This is a genomic window from Leptolyngbya sp. GB1-A1, from assembly GCF_039962475.1.
Classification (GTDB): Bacteria; Cyanobacteriota; Cyanobacteriia; order Elainellales; family Elainellaceae; genus Leptolyngbya_A.
On record NZ_JAMPLI010000002.1, the window covers coordinates 266,176 to 284,259 of the forward strand.

Below are 18,084 nucleotides of genomic sequence, written 5' to 3' on the forward strand. Positions count from 1 at the left end.
TTCTGAGGGAAACCGAGCCTTTCGAGGAGTTTCAAAGTCCCCCATTGATGGGGGATTTAGGGGGCAATGCAGGATCTCTGAGATTAATCAGCTAACCTCATCAAGGGGCAAATTATGCAGGCAAACCAAATGCAAACTTTCAGCAAAGCTAAAGCAATTCGGGGCGCGTTTTTAGACTTTGTAGGCGATCCGTTTTACGGCAACGAGCGGGACAGCGTTCGCTACCTCGAAGACGGGCTACTGGTGCTAAAAAACGGCAGCATTGAAGCCTTTGGAGCCTATGAAACGATCGCCCCCCGCTTCGAGGAAATTCCCGTTACGACCTATCCCGGTCAATTAATCATCCCCGGCTTTCTCGATATCCACGTTCATTATCCGCAAACCGAAATGATTGCCGCCTACGGGGAGCAGCTTTTAACGTGGCTGGAGCGATACACTTTTCCCACCGAGGCAAAGTTTCAGGATGCGGACTATGCCCGGCAAATCGCGACGTTCTTTCTGGATGAACTGCTAAAAAATGGCACAACCACGGCAGTCGTGCTGACTACAATTTTTCCGCAGTCGGTCGAAGTCCTGTTTGAGGAAGCCGATCGCCGCAATATGCGAATCATTGCCGGACAAATGTGGATGGATCGCAACGCGCCGGATTTTTTGCTGAATGATGCGATCGAGACTTATCACCAAAGCCGCGAACAAATTCAAAAATGGCACAATCGAGGACGACAGCTTTATGCGATTACCCCTCGATTTGCGATTACTTCAACAGAAGCCGGATTGCAGTTTGCCGGAAAACTAAAGGCAGAATTTCCTGATGTTTATGTGCATACCCATTTGTCGGAAAATGCACAGGAAATTGCATACACCTCGGAACTGTTTCCCAACACTAGCGATTATCTTGAAGTGTATGAGCAGTACGGCTTAGTGGGCGATCGATCGATCTTTGCTCATGGGCTGCATTTAAGCGAGTCTGAGTTTGAGCGGCTCTCTCAGGCAGGTGCAACGATCGCCTATTGCCCCACCTCGAATTTATTCTTGGGGAGCGGTTTGTTTAAGCTGCATCGGGCGAAGTCGATTCATTCTCCCGTGGGTGTGGGACTGGCGACGGATGTGGGTGGCGGCACTGGCTTCTCGATGCTGCATACCATGAGCGAAGCTTATAAAATTGCTCAGCTTCAGGGACAAAATTTATCTAGCTTTCAAGCCTTTTATCTGGCAACCTTGGGCGCAGCAAAATCGCTTTCGCTTGCAGAAAAGATCGGCAGTTTCGACCCTGGCAAAGAAGCCGATTTTACAGTGCTGGATCTCCACGCCACGCCAATCCTGGCACTCCGAAACGGAGCCGTTCCTGCCCGATCGCTGGATGTACTCGAGTCACAGCTTTTTGGCACGATGATGTTGGGAGACGATCGATCGATCGCGGCAACGTATGTAGCGGGTGAGCCAATTTATCAGAAGGCGGCAGCACAGTAGAAGCTTCTCTCTTGGGACGGGTCTAAACGATCGCGAATGTTCGCACAATAAAAAGGTTTCTGTTTGAGCGTCTTTTATGCACACTCGCCCCGGAATTCAGCCTGAAGCCCAACCTGCGGCGCAAATCACTCCTCCCTATGCGATCGGTTTTGAGACGGCAACTGAAGAAGCGACGATCGATGCTTTGCCGCTGACCGGAACGCTGCCAGAATGGCTAACGGGAACGCTGATTCGCACGGGTCCGGCTCAGTTTGACATTGACGGAGAGCCTTATCGCCACTGGTTTGATGGACTGGCGATGCTGTCGCGATTTTCGTTTCAGGCGGGGCGAGTGAGCTATGTGAATCGATTCCTTGCCAGTGATTCTTATCAAGAGGCACACGAGAAAGGCAAAATTAGCCGGGGTGAATTTGGCACAACTGCTCGGACTTCTTTTTGGAAACGATTGCGCGATCCGCTGCCGCGCCCGACCGATAACGCCAACGTGAATATCCTGCCGCTGGGCGATCGACTTGTTAGTACCACTGAAGTCCCGCAGCCGATTGTGTTTAACCCCGACACGCTAGAAACGCTGGATAAGTTTCCGTTTGACGATCGCATTTTGGGACAGACAACGACTGTACATCCGCATTTTGATTTCGATCGCCAGTGTTTGTTCAACTATCTAATTGCCTTTGGTTCGCCCAGCAAATACAACATTTACCGCATGGGTTTCCACAACAGCCGCCGCGAGTTGGTCGCCTCGATTCCGGTGAAGGAACCCGCCTATATGCACACCTTCGCCATGAGCGATCGATACATTATTCTCACCGAGTTTCCCCTGCGGCTGAATTTGCTCGGTCTACTAACTAGCGGCAAACCGATTATTGAAAACTATCGCTGGAAGACCGATCGCGGCACCCATTTCACGGTAGTCGATAAATCAACTGGGGAAGTTATAAAAACCTGTGAGAGTGAACCTTTTTTCGCCTTTCATCACGTAAATGCGTTTGAGCAGGGTAATGAACTGTTGATCGATTTGATCGCTTATCCCGACGGCAAAATTATTGATGATTTATATTTAGAGCTGTTAAGAACCGGACGATCGGGCAATGCCGCCGGAAAATTGAAGCGATATTGCCTCAATCTCAATTCAGGTGATGCGATCGGTGAAACTTTATCCGATGAAACGATCGAGCTTCCGAGAATCCATTACCGACAGGCAAACGCGAAACCCTATCAGTTTGTGTATGGCGTCGGCAATCAAATTCTGAATAATTTTAACGATCAGTTGGTTAAAATCAATGCGAATACGGGCAAGACTGCCTTCTGGTCAGACGAAAACTGCTATCCCGGTGAACCTGTCTTTGTTTCTGCGCCCAACGCCTCAGCCGAAGACGAAGGAATTCTGCTTTCTGTGGTGCTGGATGCCGATCGCAAACAGTCTTTTCTCCTCATGCTCGATGCTCAATCCATGAGCGAACTGGCACGGGCAGAAGTTCCCCATGTGATTCCATTTCAGTTTCACGGGCAGTATTTTCCCTCGATTCATCCGGCGATCGATCTAAGTCAGGTGCATCGATAGAAGGAGGTTAGAAAGTATTCTTGTTTTACATTCCCTCTCTTAAAGAATCTAGATGAAAGCAGCACTGTTAAAGCGCAATGCAAGGGAAAGCAACTGAAGAAACTCTTAAGAATTCAGAATAACTTCTAGAACCGGAATTACTATACGAGAAATTGATCGAACTAATGATTAATTAGAGGAGCTACGTAACGTTAGGCTAAGCTAACTCACTCCATCAATCGAGAAGTCGAACAAATTTAGCTTGTTGAATCTGAAGCTTGGTTACAAGTTTAGGGTTAAGGTGGAACGTATTTTATAGTCTTACTATAGCTAAATGCTCGAATAGGTGGAGTACTAAATATAAGTTAACGGTCGACGTGCTTATATACCTACAAGGTAGGAACAATTAGATCCGCTTAATGGGTATTCTTGCTTACTAGGAATCTGATTTTTCAAAGTTTATCTAAGCTTCTAGCCCAGTGCATCAAAATGATTTACGGGTGTGCAAGCGCAGATAGCACAACTTGCGATTTGCTAGTCCTATGAAGCTATAGGATTATGTCTTAGTTTTTTTCATGGATTATCTACCAAAAAACTTCTAACGTAAATTCCTAACGCTCATTAGGAGACGGAAATAAGGGAGTTGAAGTTTAATTGTAGTTAGCAATTCATGGGCTGGTGAATTTTTCCAGGTAGAAAAATTTAGATTTTCAGAGACTTTGAACACTGTCTTCCATCCCGTTGAAGCAGAATGAGTAGAGCTGTTTGCGGAATTGCAAATCTATCATTAACTACTCAATAAGCTGCTTTATACATAGGGACGTTTTCATGCAATTCCTCTAGTTTCTAGGCACTTGTATGCCATTGAAGATGCAGGTAAAGGTTTTTAGTTCCATTAGATAGGTTGTCAAAATGTTTGAATACACAGATCCCACAGGAACAAATCTTCTGGATGCTCAAGGTGCTTTAGGTGAATATAGAGCGATAATCGATCGCTTCTATAGAAACTCAGCGAGTGTTTCAAAGTCTGGTTTCACGTTACTTGATGCTTTCGAGAACCTTCCCCCTGGCACAAGCAAAATAGATTCTATTCCCTGGCGTGCTTTTCCGATAACTGCTTCAGCCTCCCCTGATAAAATTGATAAGGATCGCTTTAGCTGGCAGGACGAGTATGTTGAATGGCGAGTTGAAAGGTCTACAACAGGTCAAATTACACGAATTACCTTTACAACCGAGTTTCCAGAGTATTATCAAGCTCTGGCAAGGGTAAGTGCCGATGCGCTAATTGCAGGCATCCGAGATGTTATTCCTGGAGCTGATCCAACTCTAGATGAACTCTTTGGTTCAGGCTTTGATCCTGGAACTGATAATGGTGAGGAGCGTGCCCAACGGTTCAGACAAAATTTAACTCAAAACCCTTGGAATAACGGTGAAAAAGGAATTCTTTGCCTGACTCAGCGATTTAATACTGCGGGTGCTCTTTTTCACTTAGTAGACGAATGCTCCATCCAAAAGATAGGTATTCCTTCAGGCGCAGTCTGTGATGCGGTGGGAGGTGCATGTGGTTCAGGACGCAATTCAGATCCAGTGATTTGCCAAGCCTCTCAGAATATGATTCGCTCTTCTCGCGCTATTAGTCTAGTAGATCCAGTTGGGATTCGGATAAAAGAACTTTTTGGCAATTGGAAAATAGCGGGAGCTCCTGTTGATATTAATGACGAGACTAATAATCAGGGAGTCTGGATTATTAGCCGTAACGGTCGCCGTGCTGTATTAGACCTCACTCAAGACGTAACGCTTGGGGGCTTTCCTATTACGAGTGGAGCAGAGGTTTCAAACCAGCTGCAGGTAGAAGCAGATGTCATTTCTGCACCAGATGCCAGTTTGCCGACCTGGGCAAAAACAGGAAATGAATCGATGCGGGCACCTTAGTCATAGGAGATTTAGCAATGTTCAAGTTTCTTACATTTTTTCTAAGCTTGCTTTTGGCTATTGTTTTAGCCTCTGAGCCTGCTTTTGCCCAGATTTCTACAGGAGTTCTATTGCATCAAAAGTCTAATTTAAGCTCTGTTGAATCTTTGAAATCTCAGCTTCGAGATGAATTAGCCGATCCATTTTTTAACTTAGTTTTGAAGGATCATGCAGATGTGACTACTCTATCCGCTATAGAAGATTTAATACAACCCCTTAAGCAGGAGAGACACACATTTGTAGTTGATGAAAGGATTGCTGATCCAACGGTAGGTCAATCGAGAAGATCTGTACTTACATATTCCGGAAGCAATGGAAAAGAAAATCTTAAGTCAAATGTGATGCTTTCAGTTTCCTTCGATTCTAATAAATTTCCCGAGCAACAGGCTGTAGAAGCTTGGGGTTGGGATGGGAAGCGAGGGCGATATAACTACTACAGATTGGACGAACAGGGAACGGGTAGCCCCTCTTGGAAGTTTCGAGGCTCATCTGATAATGCCGATCGGTTAACTGTTGCTGAACGGGGGGGGACTTGCATGCAGTGCCATATTAATGGAGCACCGATTATGAAGGAACTTTTACGCCCCTGGAATAATTGGGACTCTTTAGACTTTAAAGTAACTTATTTGGAAGCCAGCTCAATTGTTCCCTGGCTGGTTGCAAAGGATATTAAGATAGACGGCAGACTCCAGGGAGCTGAGGAGCTTGAATTAACAATTATTCCATCAATTCAAGAATTTAATAGTACAAGGATCTCAAAAAAGCTTCAACTTGATAACAATGGGCGACCTATTACTGATGGTGATGGATTGCAAAAAGTTATTGATGGTAAAACGCTTCTAAAGCCACTCTTCACCACAACTGAATTTAATATCATTAGTGCCAATCGCCCCCAATCTGGTTTACATCCTTTTCCTACTATCACTACAGATGGTCCCAGTCAGAATGTCAAAATTCCTAATAGTTTTTTCCTGAATGCAAATTTGATGAGTGGTAGTGTGGTACCACCACTCAAAGGGCTAGAAATTCGCGATCGCCAAACTTTTGATGATGTTGCAGAGCTAACTCCCCAAACTTTTGATGATGTTGCAGAGCTAACCCCCAATGAATACAAAGACTTAATAGTTCAATCGCAAACAAAATTAGGTGGGCGCCAACCTGGGGATGCCGTTTTTGCATGGCTTGTTCCAGAACCCAGTTATATTGACAATGATCTAATCGACAAACTGATGCGACAAGGAGTTGTGACTCCTGAGTTTGTTTCGGCAGTCATGGCTATCGATCTGGAAAACCCAATCCTATCTGAGAAGCGGCAGAAGCTATTAGATTTAATCCCTGATGAGTTTCGTTTCAAACCGCTTGATGCAGGGGATGATCCATTGACAGTGAAGCGTCATCCTGACGAACTGGCTCAAACAGTGATTGACGAACTAGAGCGTCTTAGTCCATCCAGCAATTCTCCTGAAGCCGAATTTTTTGAAATCCTAAAAAGCAGTGACCCAAGAGAAATTTTGCAGGAACGAGTCAAAGCCTATCGCTTTAGACTAGCGACTAGCCTTGATAAAAGCAATCCTGCCGCAAGGAAAGCTGAATTGCAGCGGCTTTATGATTTAGCGATCGCTAGGAGAAAATCCGTTTTAGAAGACGCAGCGCTGTCGGCACTTAATGAATCTGGCGATCTTCTCTTTCCCCTACCGTAGGGATTGTAGAACGCTTGAAATTTAAGAATGGAGAGAAACAGTTATGAATGTGTATCAATCAGTGACCTACGTAACACTAGGGATATTGCTAGGACTTCTAGGTCAAGGAACGCGAGTGATTGTTGGATTGAAGAAAGCAAGTGACGAAGCTGCCCTAGCTCAGCAGAGCTTGAAAGGGATAGTCGATCTTAAGAGACTGGCTGTGAGTCTCTTGATTGGTGGAGTTGCAGGAGGCATAGGCGCAATCTCTCTATTAGGAAACGAGATAGATAAAGAATTTCTACTTACGCTGGTCGCCGTAGGATACTCTGGTGCAGATTTCATAGAAGGATTTTTGCGAACGAAAACGCCCATATAAAGCAACGAGTTTCAGAGGCCAAGAAAAGGAAACTAAATCGAGAAACAGTACGACTCAAAGTTCGTTGAGGCAATCTTTGGAATGATTGCTTCAGTTGAAATGCTTATTTAAGGCAATACGTTTAATTCCGAAGTAAATATCATTTCTTGCGGAAAAGTTGCGCCTTCTGTTGATATATCCGACGGGATTGTTAGAGGAGCTTAATTAAGCTGCCATTCCTATTTACTGGATTGAATTCAGTTTCTATTGTGCTTAAGGAAAAAAGTTTATGTGTGTTATACGAAAAGGAATACAGACAATATGGCTGGTTGTCCTGCTTGCATTTTGCCTTCCCGCAGGAATCGCTTATGGTGCAGAAGTTACACCCCTTGTAGGAAGTTCTTCGCAGTTGACGATAGCCACTTTCAATGTCGAAAACCTTGATGCTAAAAAAGAAGATGTTTCCAAGGTGGATGGCAAGGCAGCTAGAAATGTCGACGATGACGTCAAAAGCGGTAAGTTTACAGCTTTAGCAGGTCAGATTGTGACTAATCTTAAAGCACCGGATATTGTTGCCCTACAGGAAGTACAAGACAATGACGGAGCTGAGTTGTCTTCAGTAGTTGATGCTGATTTCACTGCCACAACTCTGATTCACTCAATTGAGTCTGTAGGCGGTCCTACTTATCAACATAAGGAAATTTCTCCCAAACAGGGACAAGATGGAGGACAACCCGGCGGCAATATCCGGGTAAGTTTCTTGTACAACCCCCAACGAGTAAAGCTACAGAAGGTTGAACGTTTTGCCGATGATCCAGCCTTTGCCGACAGCCGTAAGCCACTCGTGGGTGAGTTTACGTTCAATGACATCCCCGTTACCTTAATCAACAATCACTTTGCTTCCAAGAAGGGGGGAGCACCTTCCGATACAAAACGAGTATCACAGGCAGCAATTGTTAACACATTTGTCGTCAATCGCCTGCGGGCTGAACCCAATGCAAATATTGTTGTTCTGGGTGATCTCAACGACACACCAAACTCCTTAGCGATCAAAACTCTTCAGGGGAATGAGCTGAAAAACTTAGTCGATGATATTCCATCATCAGACCGATTCTCTTTTGTCTTTAGAGGAAGCAAGGAGCAAATTGACCAAATTTTGATTACTCCAAACTTATCTAGCAATGGGAATCCTGAAATAGACGCTGTTCATATTAATGCAGGTATCTCTAGAGCAGCTAGCGATCATGACCCTGTGGTTGCTAGATTCACCCTACCTGCTCTTGGAACAGCGACTCCTGTTCGACTCACTCGCCCTGACTCAGCCGCTTCATCAAGCACAATCCTTTCGGGTGTGACTGGAGATGATTTACTGAAAGAACTAGATGAGCTTTACTCTCCTCGTGTTTCCCTCGGCTATGGCAGTGCTCGTGACTTGCTTTACACGCAAATAGATAACCAGGGCGGGATCGTTACAGATATCTACGGTGGCTACACTGTCTCGATCAGCAAAAATTCAGCTAAACCGAGACAGGAAGCTGGGCAAAAGGGTATTAACGCAGAACATGTCTGGCCTCAAAGCATGGGGGCACAGGGTTCAGCAAAAAGCGATTTACACAACCTTTTTGCTTCACGGATAGAAATCAATAGCGATCGATCAAACTATCCATTCGCAGAGATTCCTGATAATCAAACCACGTCCTGGTATCTCGATGATGAAGAACTGCCAGTCAAACCAAGCTTACAGGACATTGACAAGTACAGTGAGTTCAAACGGGGAGCTTTTGAACCCCGTGAGGAGAAGAAAGGCGACGTTGCACGGGTGATGTTTTATTTCCGCACCGTGTATCCGGAGCTAGCAGACGAAAGCTTTTTTGAGACCCAACAAGGTACTCTCTGTAAGTGGCAGGCGGATGATCCAATTGATACTAGTGAGGTGGCACGCAGTCGTGCAATCGCTCGAACAGCCCAGGGTAATGAAAATCCGTTTGTGTTAGATTCTACGCTAGCAGAACGAACATACTGTAAATAAGATCTAAAGAGAAACTTTGTTGTCGGAGTCTATTTAAAGCTCCCATTGTTAGAAGCTTCCAAAGCAACGATAAAGCAAAGTTTCTCTTAGCTCGATTCTGCCAATTTGAGGCAGGGTAGTACCTGACATAGAAAAAATGGGGTGAGAGGCATCCAGTTTATCTCGCCCCTGAAAATACTGTGTTCTCTGTACCAAAACCGATTGCTACCATCTCGTCCTGCTTTTGTGGTTTATTTTCCCATCGAATTTAGCAACATGTCCAGATTGTCATTGTGGGAGTCATTCTGTATCCAGGAAGTCACACCATGAGGTTCTGGCTCTCTCGGAACGCTATCACCAATAGTAGGGACAACCCTATAAAACGATCACTATTGGGCAAGGCAAATGGGCAAACAACTCCGTCGCTAGTTGCCAAAACGTGCCCTTGTTGTTGATGGCAGTAGCTTTGCTGTTTTGGAATTGCTCCATCGCTCACGACAGGTGGCATGATACGGAGATACACATTGAGCGTTGCAACCAGATGTGTTATTTACGCAGGATGATGAGCCTGACTATCGCTCATGAACGATAAAAGATGTCTCAACGAATAATCTGCGAAAACATTGTTTTGCTGCTTCTTGTTAGCAACACTCTTTGTTACAACATAAAAGAGACGCTCCGCCGCTCGAAAATTATTTCTCTATGGTTGCCCCGCCCCAGCTTCGATCGTTTGAACAGCAGCTCGATGAATCTAATCTCACCCGCGTCATGTGGCTTCTGTGGGGCCTATCGGCAGGGCTGATCGCGCTGGATGGCTTTGATTTTTTTATTATTGGCGTTGCGCTTCCCTTTCTTCAGCGTGACTTTAACCTGGGGTCGGCTGAAATTGGCGCGGTGGCAGTGGCGGCGATCGTCGGTTCCCTGCTCGGCTCTCTTACCCTGGGACCGTTAACCGATCGGATTGGGCGACAGCGAATGCTGCTGGTAGACGTTGCCTTGTTTGTAATTGCGACGGCAGGAACGGCTTTTGCCTGGAATGCGATTTCGCTGCTCGGGTTTCGCTTTTTGGTAGGGGTGGCGATCGGGGCAGATTATCCGATTAGCGTCTCTTACATTACCGAAAACGTTCCGGCTCGGCTACGCGGACGCATGGTAATTGGGGCGTTTACGTTTCAGGCAGTTGGGGCACTGCTAGGTGCACTCACCGGAATTGGCATTATTGCGGCGTTTCAAGCTTTTTATCCTGATATCGTGCAGCCTGCAATTCAGTATGCGTGGCGAGGGATGCTGGGTGTGGGGCTAATTTTGGCGATCGGCGTTGGAATTTTGCGGCTCAACTTCTTGCTGGAAAGTCCGCGCTATTATCTAGCACGAGGAGACTATGAAGCCGCATCGAAGGCAGCCTCAACCCTGCTCGAAACCCCGATCGTCCTCACGCCCGAAACCAATCCACCGGAGACCGAATCTAGCCTGTCCTATCGCGATTTGTTTTCGGTCGCTTATCGTGGCCGTACGCTACTTGCCTCGATTCCCTGGTTTTTGCAGGATATTGCCACTTACGGCATCGGCATTTTTACTCCGACGATTATTGCTGCCCTTGCCTACGCCGATCGTACCGATTTGCTCAACCGGGAACTGGCATCGGCAAAAGGGTCTGCGATCGTGGATTTGTTTCTGATTGCAGGTTTTTTGATTGCGGTGGTTTGCGTCGAGCGGGTGGGGCGAATTCGGCTGCAAATTTTGGGTTTTGTGGGAATGGCGATCGGGCTACTGATTCTGGCGGGTTCGGGCTGGAGCAGTTCAGCCAGTGCCTGGAATACGGCGATCGTCTTTCTGGGCTTTTTTGTGTTTAACCTGACGATGAATGCTGGACCGAATTCGACTACATTTTTGCTGTCGGGTGAAGTGTTTCCCACGTCGATTCGGGCAAGTGGAGCCGGGTTTGCTGCTGCCGTTGCCAAAGCGGGAGCCGTTCTGGGAACCTTTGGCTTACCGATTCTGCAAACGTCGATCGGCGTTATGCCCCTTTTAGTTGGGTTGGCGGGCGTTTGTTTGTTGGCGGCTGTTCTGACGTTTGTGCTGCGGGATGATGGGCGGCGGGATTAATCGCTGATGATGGCAATGCAGGGAGCCTGTAGGATGGGCATTTTCTCCAGGCCAGTAAGAACACCCTCACTCTGGGTTCAGCCGTGGCTAAGCGTCATTTTGATCGCCCCAAGCTTCTACAGAGGGGAAACTCCCAAATTGTTTAAAGTCCCCCCTCGCTTTTTAGGAGCGGCAAGTCACAAGGGGGGATTGAGGGGGCTGCAAAACCTTGAATGCGATCGGGGATACGACAGGCGCTCCTAAGCAGCCGGAACCGATAACCCTTTACTTGCCAGCCACTCTGGGTTAAACAGCCGTGACTGATAGCGTGCCCCCCCATCACACAGAAGGGTGACGATCGTGTGTCCTGGACCCAGTTGTTTAGCCAAGGCTACGGCTGCGGCCACGTTGATGCCTACCGAACCACCCATGAACAAGCCATCTTTGCGAAGAAGCTGGTAGATCATCCGCAGTGCCTCCTGGTCGTGTACCTGGATAGCGTCGTCGATCGGTGCGCCTTCCATATTGGCAGTGACCCGGCTGTTGCCGATGCCTTCGGTGACGGAGCTGCCTTCGATTTTAATTTCGCCAAATTTGGCATAGCTATACAGTCCGCTGCCCATCGGGTCTGCCAGGACACAGCGCACGTTTGGATTTTGCTCTTTCAGATAAAGCGAAACGCCTGCGTAGCTGCCGCCTGTTCCTGTGGCTGTAACCCAGGCATCGATTTTGCCCTCGGTTTGCTGCCAGATTTCGGGTCCGGTGGTTTCGTAGTGGGCGCGACGGTTTGCCAGATTGTCAAACTGGTTTGCCCAGATCGCGTTTTCTAACTCTTCCGCAATTCTGCCTGACAGCCGCACGTAGTTATTCGGATCGCGGTAGGGCACTGACGGAACCGGGCGAACTTCTGCCCCCAGCGTCCGCAGCAAATCGATTTTTTCCTGGGATTGAGTGTCGGGAATAATAATCAGACACTTGTAGCCTTTAGCATTGCAAATGTGTGCCAGTCCGATTCCGGTATTGCCTGCCGTGCCTTCAACAACAGTGCCGCCCGGTTTCAGCAAGCCCTGCTTTTCTGCTTCTTGAATAATGTAGAGGGCTGCCCGATCCTTTACGGAACCACCCGGATTGAGAAACTCTGCTTTGCCCAAAATCTCGCACCCGGTCTCTTCACTGAGACTGTGCAGCCGAATCAGGGGAGTATTGCCGACTGCACCAACAAATCCGTCGTTAATGTCCATGCTGGAAACTGCTTGCTTAGATCTCTTTCTCTGATTCTGACCGATCGCGTGCATCCGCAAATTAATTTGTCATTCCGCATGCCGAACTCCAAATGACGAACTCCTATCACGGGATGCCGCTTCGCCTTGATACCATGATAAAAGGGGCACAGCCAAAAGCAGAATCAAGAGCAGAATCAGGAGCAGCAGCATGAAATTTGGCGTAATTGTCTTTCCCGGATCAAACTGCGATCGTGACGTAGCAATGGTGAGCCGCGATTTGCTTCAGCAGCCGACGCGGATGATCTGGCACGAAGACAGCGATTTATCTGATTTGGATGTGGTGATCCTGCCGGGTGGATTTAGCTACGGCGACTATTTGCGCTGTGGGGCGATCGCTCGATTTTCTCCAGCGATGCAAGCCACGATTGAACACGCGAAGCAGGGAAAATTTGTACTGGGCATCTGCAACGGATTTCAGGTGTTGACCGAAGCGGGTCTGCTGCCAGGGGCACTCATGCGAAACCGGGATCTGCACTTTGTCTGCGATCGAGTGCCGCTTAAAGTTGAACGCAATGATTTGCCCTGGACGCAGCACTACCAGTCGGGACAGGTCATTACGTTGCCGATCGCTCATGGAGAAGGCTGTTATTACGCCGATCGCGACACTCTAGCAGAGCTAGAGGACAACCAGCAGGTGCTTTTTCGCTATGCTACCCCCGCAGGAAACCCCTCGCCGGATGCAAATCCAAACGGCTCGCTCAATAATATTGCAGGCATCTGCAACCGACAGGGCAATGTGCTAGGCATGATGCCCCACCCAGAACGCGCTTCCGACCCGGCTCTGGGCAACACGGACGGGCTAGGATTGTTTAAGGGCTTGCTGTCGGTGCTCGTAGAGGCTTAGGGCGTGCTTTAAAAGCCTGATAGTCCCCCAATTTCTCTCAATTTCTCAGAGGGGGGACTGACGATCGATTTAAAGTCCTTCACGATCGGGGAATGACTGGGGAACTGAGGAGGCACAGAGGATATTGAACCCACCGTTGAGTGAATCTGCGCTCCTCAGTTTGAAGGGGTGAATCTTGAAGGGGTGAATTGTGCTGTGAGGCAATGCTAGAAAACCGAAGCGGAAATGAAACGATAAGAAAATAAGATTGTCGTGCAATATTCAGATAATTTTCAGATAAAGATGCACCCTGAATGTTAGCCTCCACACACTTTGCCCGCAAACTTTAGGAGTTAAAAAGCTTTAGGAGTTGAGAAGCTTTAGGAGTTGAGAAGCCTGGAGTCCACTAGCTGAAGTAAGCCTGAAACCTTTTAGCGATCTGACTGCTGCACCAAGCTGAGAAAATCAGATGCGCCAATGCGATCGGCATCCACATTTTTCAGAACAGCGATCGAAGTCCGACCCAGGCTAATTACCGTATCGTCTTCTTTTTGGGTAATTTTCAGCCGCTTGAAGTTGATTTCCTCGGGCAATCCCAGCAGGTCGATGCCTTTCTTGAAGTCCTGGATGAGGTCGGTGCTGTCTTTCATGCCGTACTTGTAGTCCAGCACAAACAGGTCACTGCCCCGCTCACCGATCATTGTATCTGCGCCTTCGTTGCCCATCAGCACATCCTTGCCGCGACCGCCCATCAGCATATCCTTGCCAAGGCGACCCACGAGGACATCATCGCTATCGCCGCCATTCAAGCGATCGTCTCCTTCACCGCCATTGAGGATATCGCGACCGAGTGCACCCGCAAGGCGATCGTTGCCGTTTAAGCCAATTAGCAGATCGTTGTTCGCTTTACCCGTCAGCGCATCGTTCACGACATTGCCGCGTGTCACATCCTGCACGCCCATTCCATTCAGGACATTTGCTTCACCCAGCACGTTTAGAAATGTGCCCAATCCGTCTAATAAATCAACTTCATCAAACTTGCTAGCAGGGCGACTGAGAACATCGTTACCGCTCAAGTTCTGGAAGAGATTGGTAACAGGCATGGGGCTAAAAACGTAATAGTAATCGTCATCTAGCCCACCAAACAGATCACCGAGATCAATATTGCCAAATAGGCTGCCCAGGTTGTCAAACAGATCGCCCAGAGAAGAGCTATTCACTGAACTCGAAGAACCCGAACCTACGATCGTATTCAGCAAGCTTCCCAGATTGATCGAATCAAAGGAACTATTATTGCCTAAGCCCGAAAAGATATCACCTAAGTTAAAGCCTCCGTCGCCTGAACCCGATGAGCCAGAAGTGCCTCCGCCGATCGTTGAAGTGAAAACATCTCCCAGATCAATACCGCCTAAAAAGTTGCTGCTGCTGAGAGTATTAAACAGATTTCCTAGCAGGTTACTGCCAAAACTAGGATCTTCCAGAATGTTTTTGTTTTCATTGCTATTAAAGCCAAAGACATCCCCAATAAACTTCACGCCATTGACGACATCCCCAATTTTAATGCCACCGATCGTACCACCGCTAAACAAGCTTAGACCCAGCGCAATCCAGTTAATCATACCCGTCTCCCTTCACTGCAAACCTTCACGAATCAATAACCCGAAGGGGTACTCATTCGCATGGCTCAATTGCATTCTTTTCGCCTACCCTCCACAGGACTGCGATCGATTCCAAAGCGTTCCCGGAAATGCAAAAAAAACTCCAGGGGGCTGGAGAGGTGGAGGGGTAGAGGGGTGGTGAGTGGATGGGGGAGGGGGTTCAGGAGGTAATCTAGGGCATTGGCGACTTCTCAAACTAACGCTTACTGGGGCTTACCCCAGATGATTTCGATCGCCCACAGACTGAAGCACTTTAGCGGGGAGACGTTCCCCCGTTTGGGTATTGAACCAGTGGATGTGTTCGGGCGGCAGGGTGAGGGTGATTTCTTCGCCCCGGAAGGGGTTGTCGCTGGAAATCAAAGCACGGAAGATCATCGTTTCTGCGCCTCTGACTCGGACGGTAATCAGTTCGCTCATGCCCAGGTTTTCCGACAGCACGACTCTGCCCTGCACCGTCGAAGCACTGTGCTGATTAGGATCGGCAAGATGGACATGTTCTGGACGGATGCCCAGCGTGATTTCTGGCGGCGGCACAAAGCCATCGGGCAGGGGAATGCGATAGTTACCGAAGACCGCCGATCGCCCGTCGCACTTCAGATCAAGCAGGTTCATTTGCGGGCTGCCGATAAAGCCTGCCACAAATCGGTTTGCGGGATGGGTGTAGATGCGGCGGGGCGGGTCAAGCTGCTGCAAAATGCCGCCATTCAGGACGGCGACTCGCGTGGAAAGGGTCATGGCTTCGGTCTGGTCGTGGGTCACGTAGACTATGGGCGTATTCAGCGAGGTGAAAATTTCTTTTAGCTCGGCTCGCACCTGTTCCCGCAGCAGGGCATCTAGGTTACTGAGCGGTTCATCGAGTAGAAACACGTCGGGCTGGCGTACGAGTGCTCGTCCCAAGGCAACGCGCTGCCGCTGTCCGCCGGAGAGCTGTCCCGGTTTGCGCTCCATTAGTTCTTCCAGACCCAGAAAGCCGCTGACTTCATGAATCCGCCGCCGAATTTCGTCTGACTTCATGTGGCGCAGCCGTAGCCCGGAAGCCATATTGTCATACACGCTCATATGCGGATACAGCGCGTAGCTCTGGAACACCATTGCAATATTGCGATCGCCTGCTGCTTTATTTGTGACATTGCGATCGGCAATCCGAATTTCGCCGCGGGTGGGTTGTTCCAGTCCGGCGATCATTCGCAGCGTCGTGGATTTGCCGCAGCCCGACGGACCCAGCAGTGTGAGGAATTCGCCGTTGTCCACGCCCAGGCTAAGATCGCGCACGGGGACGACTTTAGGCGAGTAGGTTTTGTTGAGGTGAATGAGTTCGAGTTTTGGCATGGTTTTGTTGGGAGAGTTAAGTGGGGTAGATTCAGTGGGTAAGTAAATCAGTGGGTAAGTCGTTAGCCTTTGACTGCGCCTGCGGTTAAGCCCTGCACAATTCGACGCTGGAACAGCAGCACCAGGGCGACGAGAGGCAGCGTACCAATCACCGTAGCAGCGGCTAATGCTCCATAGGGAATCTCGAATACAGCGGTTCCGCTAATCTGGGCAACGGCAACCGGAATCGTTTTCATTGATTCACGAGTGATAAACGTGAGAGCAAAAATGAATTCGTTCCAGGCGGCGATAAAGGCGAGAATTCCGGTGGTGACAAGGGCAGGCGTGGTTAGGGGCAGCAGAATTTTCGTCAGCATTCCCCAGGTGTTGTAGCCGTCTACCTTAGCGGAGTCTTCCAGATCGCGAGGCAACTGCTGGAAGAAGCTTCGCATCACCAGAATGGTTAGCGGAATATTAATTGCCGTGTACGGAATGATTAACGCTAAATAGTTATTCGCGAGTCCAAAGGTGCGAACGATTTCTAACAAACCAATAAACAGCAGAATGTAGGGGAATAGCGTCACAATTAGGACGATCGCCAGAATAATCCGTTCGCCTTTGACCTTCAGTCGTGCCAGTGCATAAGCGGCAGGGGTGCCCAATGCCAGGCAGAGCAGCGTGGAGCTAATCGCCACAAACGCGCTGTTGAGCATATAGTTCAAAAACGGGCGGCGATTAAAAATCTCAATGTAGTGCTGAAGCGTATAGCGACTGGGAAAATAAACGTTTGGAATGGCGGCAATGTCCTGATTCACCTTAAACGAGGTGAGCAATTGCCAGAGAATCGGCGCAAGGCTAAACAAAATCACCAGCAGCACGGCGATCAAAAACAAAATATTTTGAATTGAAACCGATCGCTTCTGGGGCGTTTGTCTGGGTGGAGCTTCCTGTGATCGAGCGGGCGGCTGAATCGTCGTCATGGCTTAACCTCCTCTCAAAGCAGTACGAGTTCTCGAAAGCAGCCAGGCAGCCAGCCCCACTGCCGCAATCAGCACCACAAAGGTCACCACGACCAGCGCAGAGCCGTAGCCAAAGTCCAGATAGCGCATGATAGTGGCGTAGATGTAAATTGACACCGTTTCTGTCGCGCCACCAGGACCACCGCCCGTCATCACCGCAATCAAATCGAAAATGCCGAACGCCTGGGCGAATCGAAACAGCGCGGCAATCAGAATTTGGGGCATCAGCAGGGGCAGGGTAATCTGGCGGAAGCTCTGCCATGCCGTTGCGCCATCGATCGCATGAGCCTCATACAAGTCGCCCGAAATCGACTGCAAGCCTGCCAGCAGCAAAATTGAGATAAACGGAGTCGTTTTCCAGACATCCGCCGCAATCACGCACATCATCGCCAGGGTCGGATTGCCCAGCCAGTTGACGCCCGCATCGATAATGCCGAGCCGCAGCAGAATGTCGTTCCAGACACCAAACTCGGCGTTAAAAATCCATGCCCAGGTCGTGCCAATCAGAGCCGTCGGCAGTGCCCAGGGCAAAATTGCGATCGTCCTCACCGCACTCCGTCCCCGAAAGGCGTGGTTCAGCACCAGCGCGATCGCCATCCCCAAAATCAGCTCCAGCACCAGGGACGAGAGAGTAAAGACCGTTGTATTGCCGATCGTCTGCCAGAAGCGACCGTCTTGTGCCATGCGTCCGTAGTTGTCCAATCCCGTAAACACGGGCTGTAACTGCGTTCCCAGGTTTTGCGTAAACAGACTTAGCCAGATCGATCGCAGGATTGGATAGGCATAAACCAGCAGCAGCACCAGCATTGCCGGAAGCAGCAGCAGCCAGCCCGTGCGCTGTTCTCTTGAACGAATTGTGTCAGCCATGAAAGACTCCTA

The 18,084-nt window shown here is 48.8% G+C and carries 13 protein-coding genes; 8 read left to right on the top strand and 5 right to left on the bottom strand.

All coding sequences use genetic code 11. The annotated features are described in order from the left end of the window. The first annotated feature begins 129 nt into the window (after positions 1-129). From guaD to NDI45_RS03160, 7 genes are all read left to right on the top strand, one after another. Entirely contained in the window at positions 130-1,470 is a 1,341-nt protein-coding gene (guaD, locus tag NDI45_RS03130; RefSeq protein ID WP_190794385.1) for a guanine deaminase, read from the top strand. Between the two features lie 76 nt (positions 1,471-1,546). Further along, a complete protein-coding gene (locus tag NDI45_RS03135) occupies positions 1,547-3,034 on the top strand; it encodes a carotenoid oxygenase family protein (RefSeq protein WP_348246240.1) in 1,488 nt (495 codons plus the stop codon). An 891-nt stretch (positions 3,035-3,925) separates the two neighbouring features. Further along, positions 3,926-4,945, top strand: coding sequence for a hypothetical protein (locus tag NDI45_RS03140; protein ID WP_348246242.1), 1,020 nt, complete (start codon positions 3,926-3,928; stop codon positions 4,943-4,945). 17 nt (positions 4,946-4,962) lie between these two features. Further along, positions 4,963-6,684: a hypothetical protein gene (locus NDI45_RS03145; RefSeq protein ID WP_348246244.1), complete on the top strand. Its 1,722-nt coding sequence runs from the start codon at positions 4,963-4,965 to the stop codon at positions 6,682-6,684. A 43-nt stretch (positions 6,685-6,727) separates the two neighbouring features. Continuing rightward, positions 6,728-7,042, top strand: a complete 315-nt coding sequence (locus NDI45_RS03150) for a hypothetical protein (protein ID WP_348246246.1) — start codon at positions 6,728-6,730, stop codon at positions 7,040-7,042. A 268-nt stretch (positions 7,043-7,310) separates the two neighbouring features. Continuing rightward, positions 7,311-9,050 carry an endonuclease gene (locus NDI45_RS03155; protein ID WP_348246248.1) on the top strand — a complete coding sequence of 580 codons (1,740 nt, stop codon included), beginning with the start codon at positions 7,311-7,313 and terminating at the stop codon, positions 9,048-9,050. A 681-nt stretch (positions 9,051-9,731) separates the two neighbouring features. After that, positions 9,732-11,135 (top strand): MFS transporter, encoded by a 1,404-nt coding sequence (locus NDI45_RS03160; RefSeq protein ID WP_348246250.1) that lies wholly within the window; start codon positions 9,732-9,734, stop codon positions 11,133-11,135. Between the two features lie 239 nt (positions 11,136-11,374). Here the strand turns inward: NDI45_RS03160 and NDI45_RS03165 are convergent, their stop codons facing one another. Further along, a complete protein-coding gene (locus NDI45_RS03165) occupies positions 11,375-12,355 on the bottom strand; it encodes a cysteine synthase A (RefSeq protein ID WP_348246252.1) in 981 nt (326 codons plus the stop codon). A gap of 190 nt (positions 12,356-12,545) precedes the next feature. Between NDI45_RS03165 and purQ the strand changes: the two genes are divergently transcribed. Further along, on the top strand, positions 12,546-13,241 hold the full coding sequence (purQ, locus tag NDI45_RS03170) for a phosphoribosylformylglycinamidine synthase subunit PurQ (RefSeq protein WP_348246254.1): 696 nt from the start codon (positions 12,546-12,548) through the stop codon (positions 13,239-13,241). A gap of 410 nt (positions 13,242-13,651) precedes the next feature. Here purQ and NDI45_RS03175 read toward each other — a convergent pair whose 3' ends face one another. The 4 genes from NDI45_RS03175 to NDI45_RS03190 all read right to left on the bottom strand — a co-directional run bounded on the left by NDI45_RS03175 (position 13,652) and on the right by NDI45_RS03190 (position 18,072). Continuing rightward, positions 13,652-14,839, bottom strand: coding sequence for a calcium-binding protein (locus tag NDI45_RS03175; RefSeq protein ID WP_348246256.1), 1,188 nt, complete (start codon positions 14,837-14,839; stop codon positions 13,652-13,654). A 252-nt stretch (positions 14,840-15,091) separates the two neighbouring features. Continuing rightward, positions 15,092-16,207 carry an ABC transporter ATP-binding protein gene (locus tag NDI45_RS03180; RefSeq protein ID WP_348246258.1) on the bottom strand — a complete coding sequence of 372 codons (1,116 nt, stop codon included), beginning with the start codon at positions 16,205-16,207 and terminating at the stop codon, positions 15,092-15,094. A 62-nt stretch (positions 16,208-16,269) separates the two neighbouring features. Further along, entirely contained in the window at positions 16,270-17,166 is an 897-nt protein-coding gene (locus NDI45_RS03185) for a carbohydrate ABC transporter permease (RefSeq protein WP_348246260.1), read from the bottom strand. A gap of 3 nt (positions 17,167-17,169) precedes the next feature. Next, entirely contained in the window at positions 17,170-18,072 is a 903-nt protein-coding gene (locus NDI45_RS03190) for a sugar ABC transporter permease (RefSeq protein WP_348246262.1), read from the bottom strand. Positions 18,073-18,084: the final 12 nt, after the last annotated feature.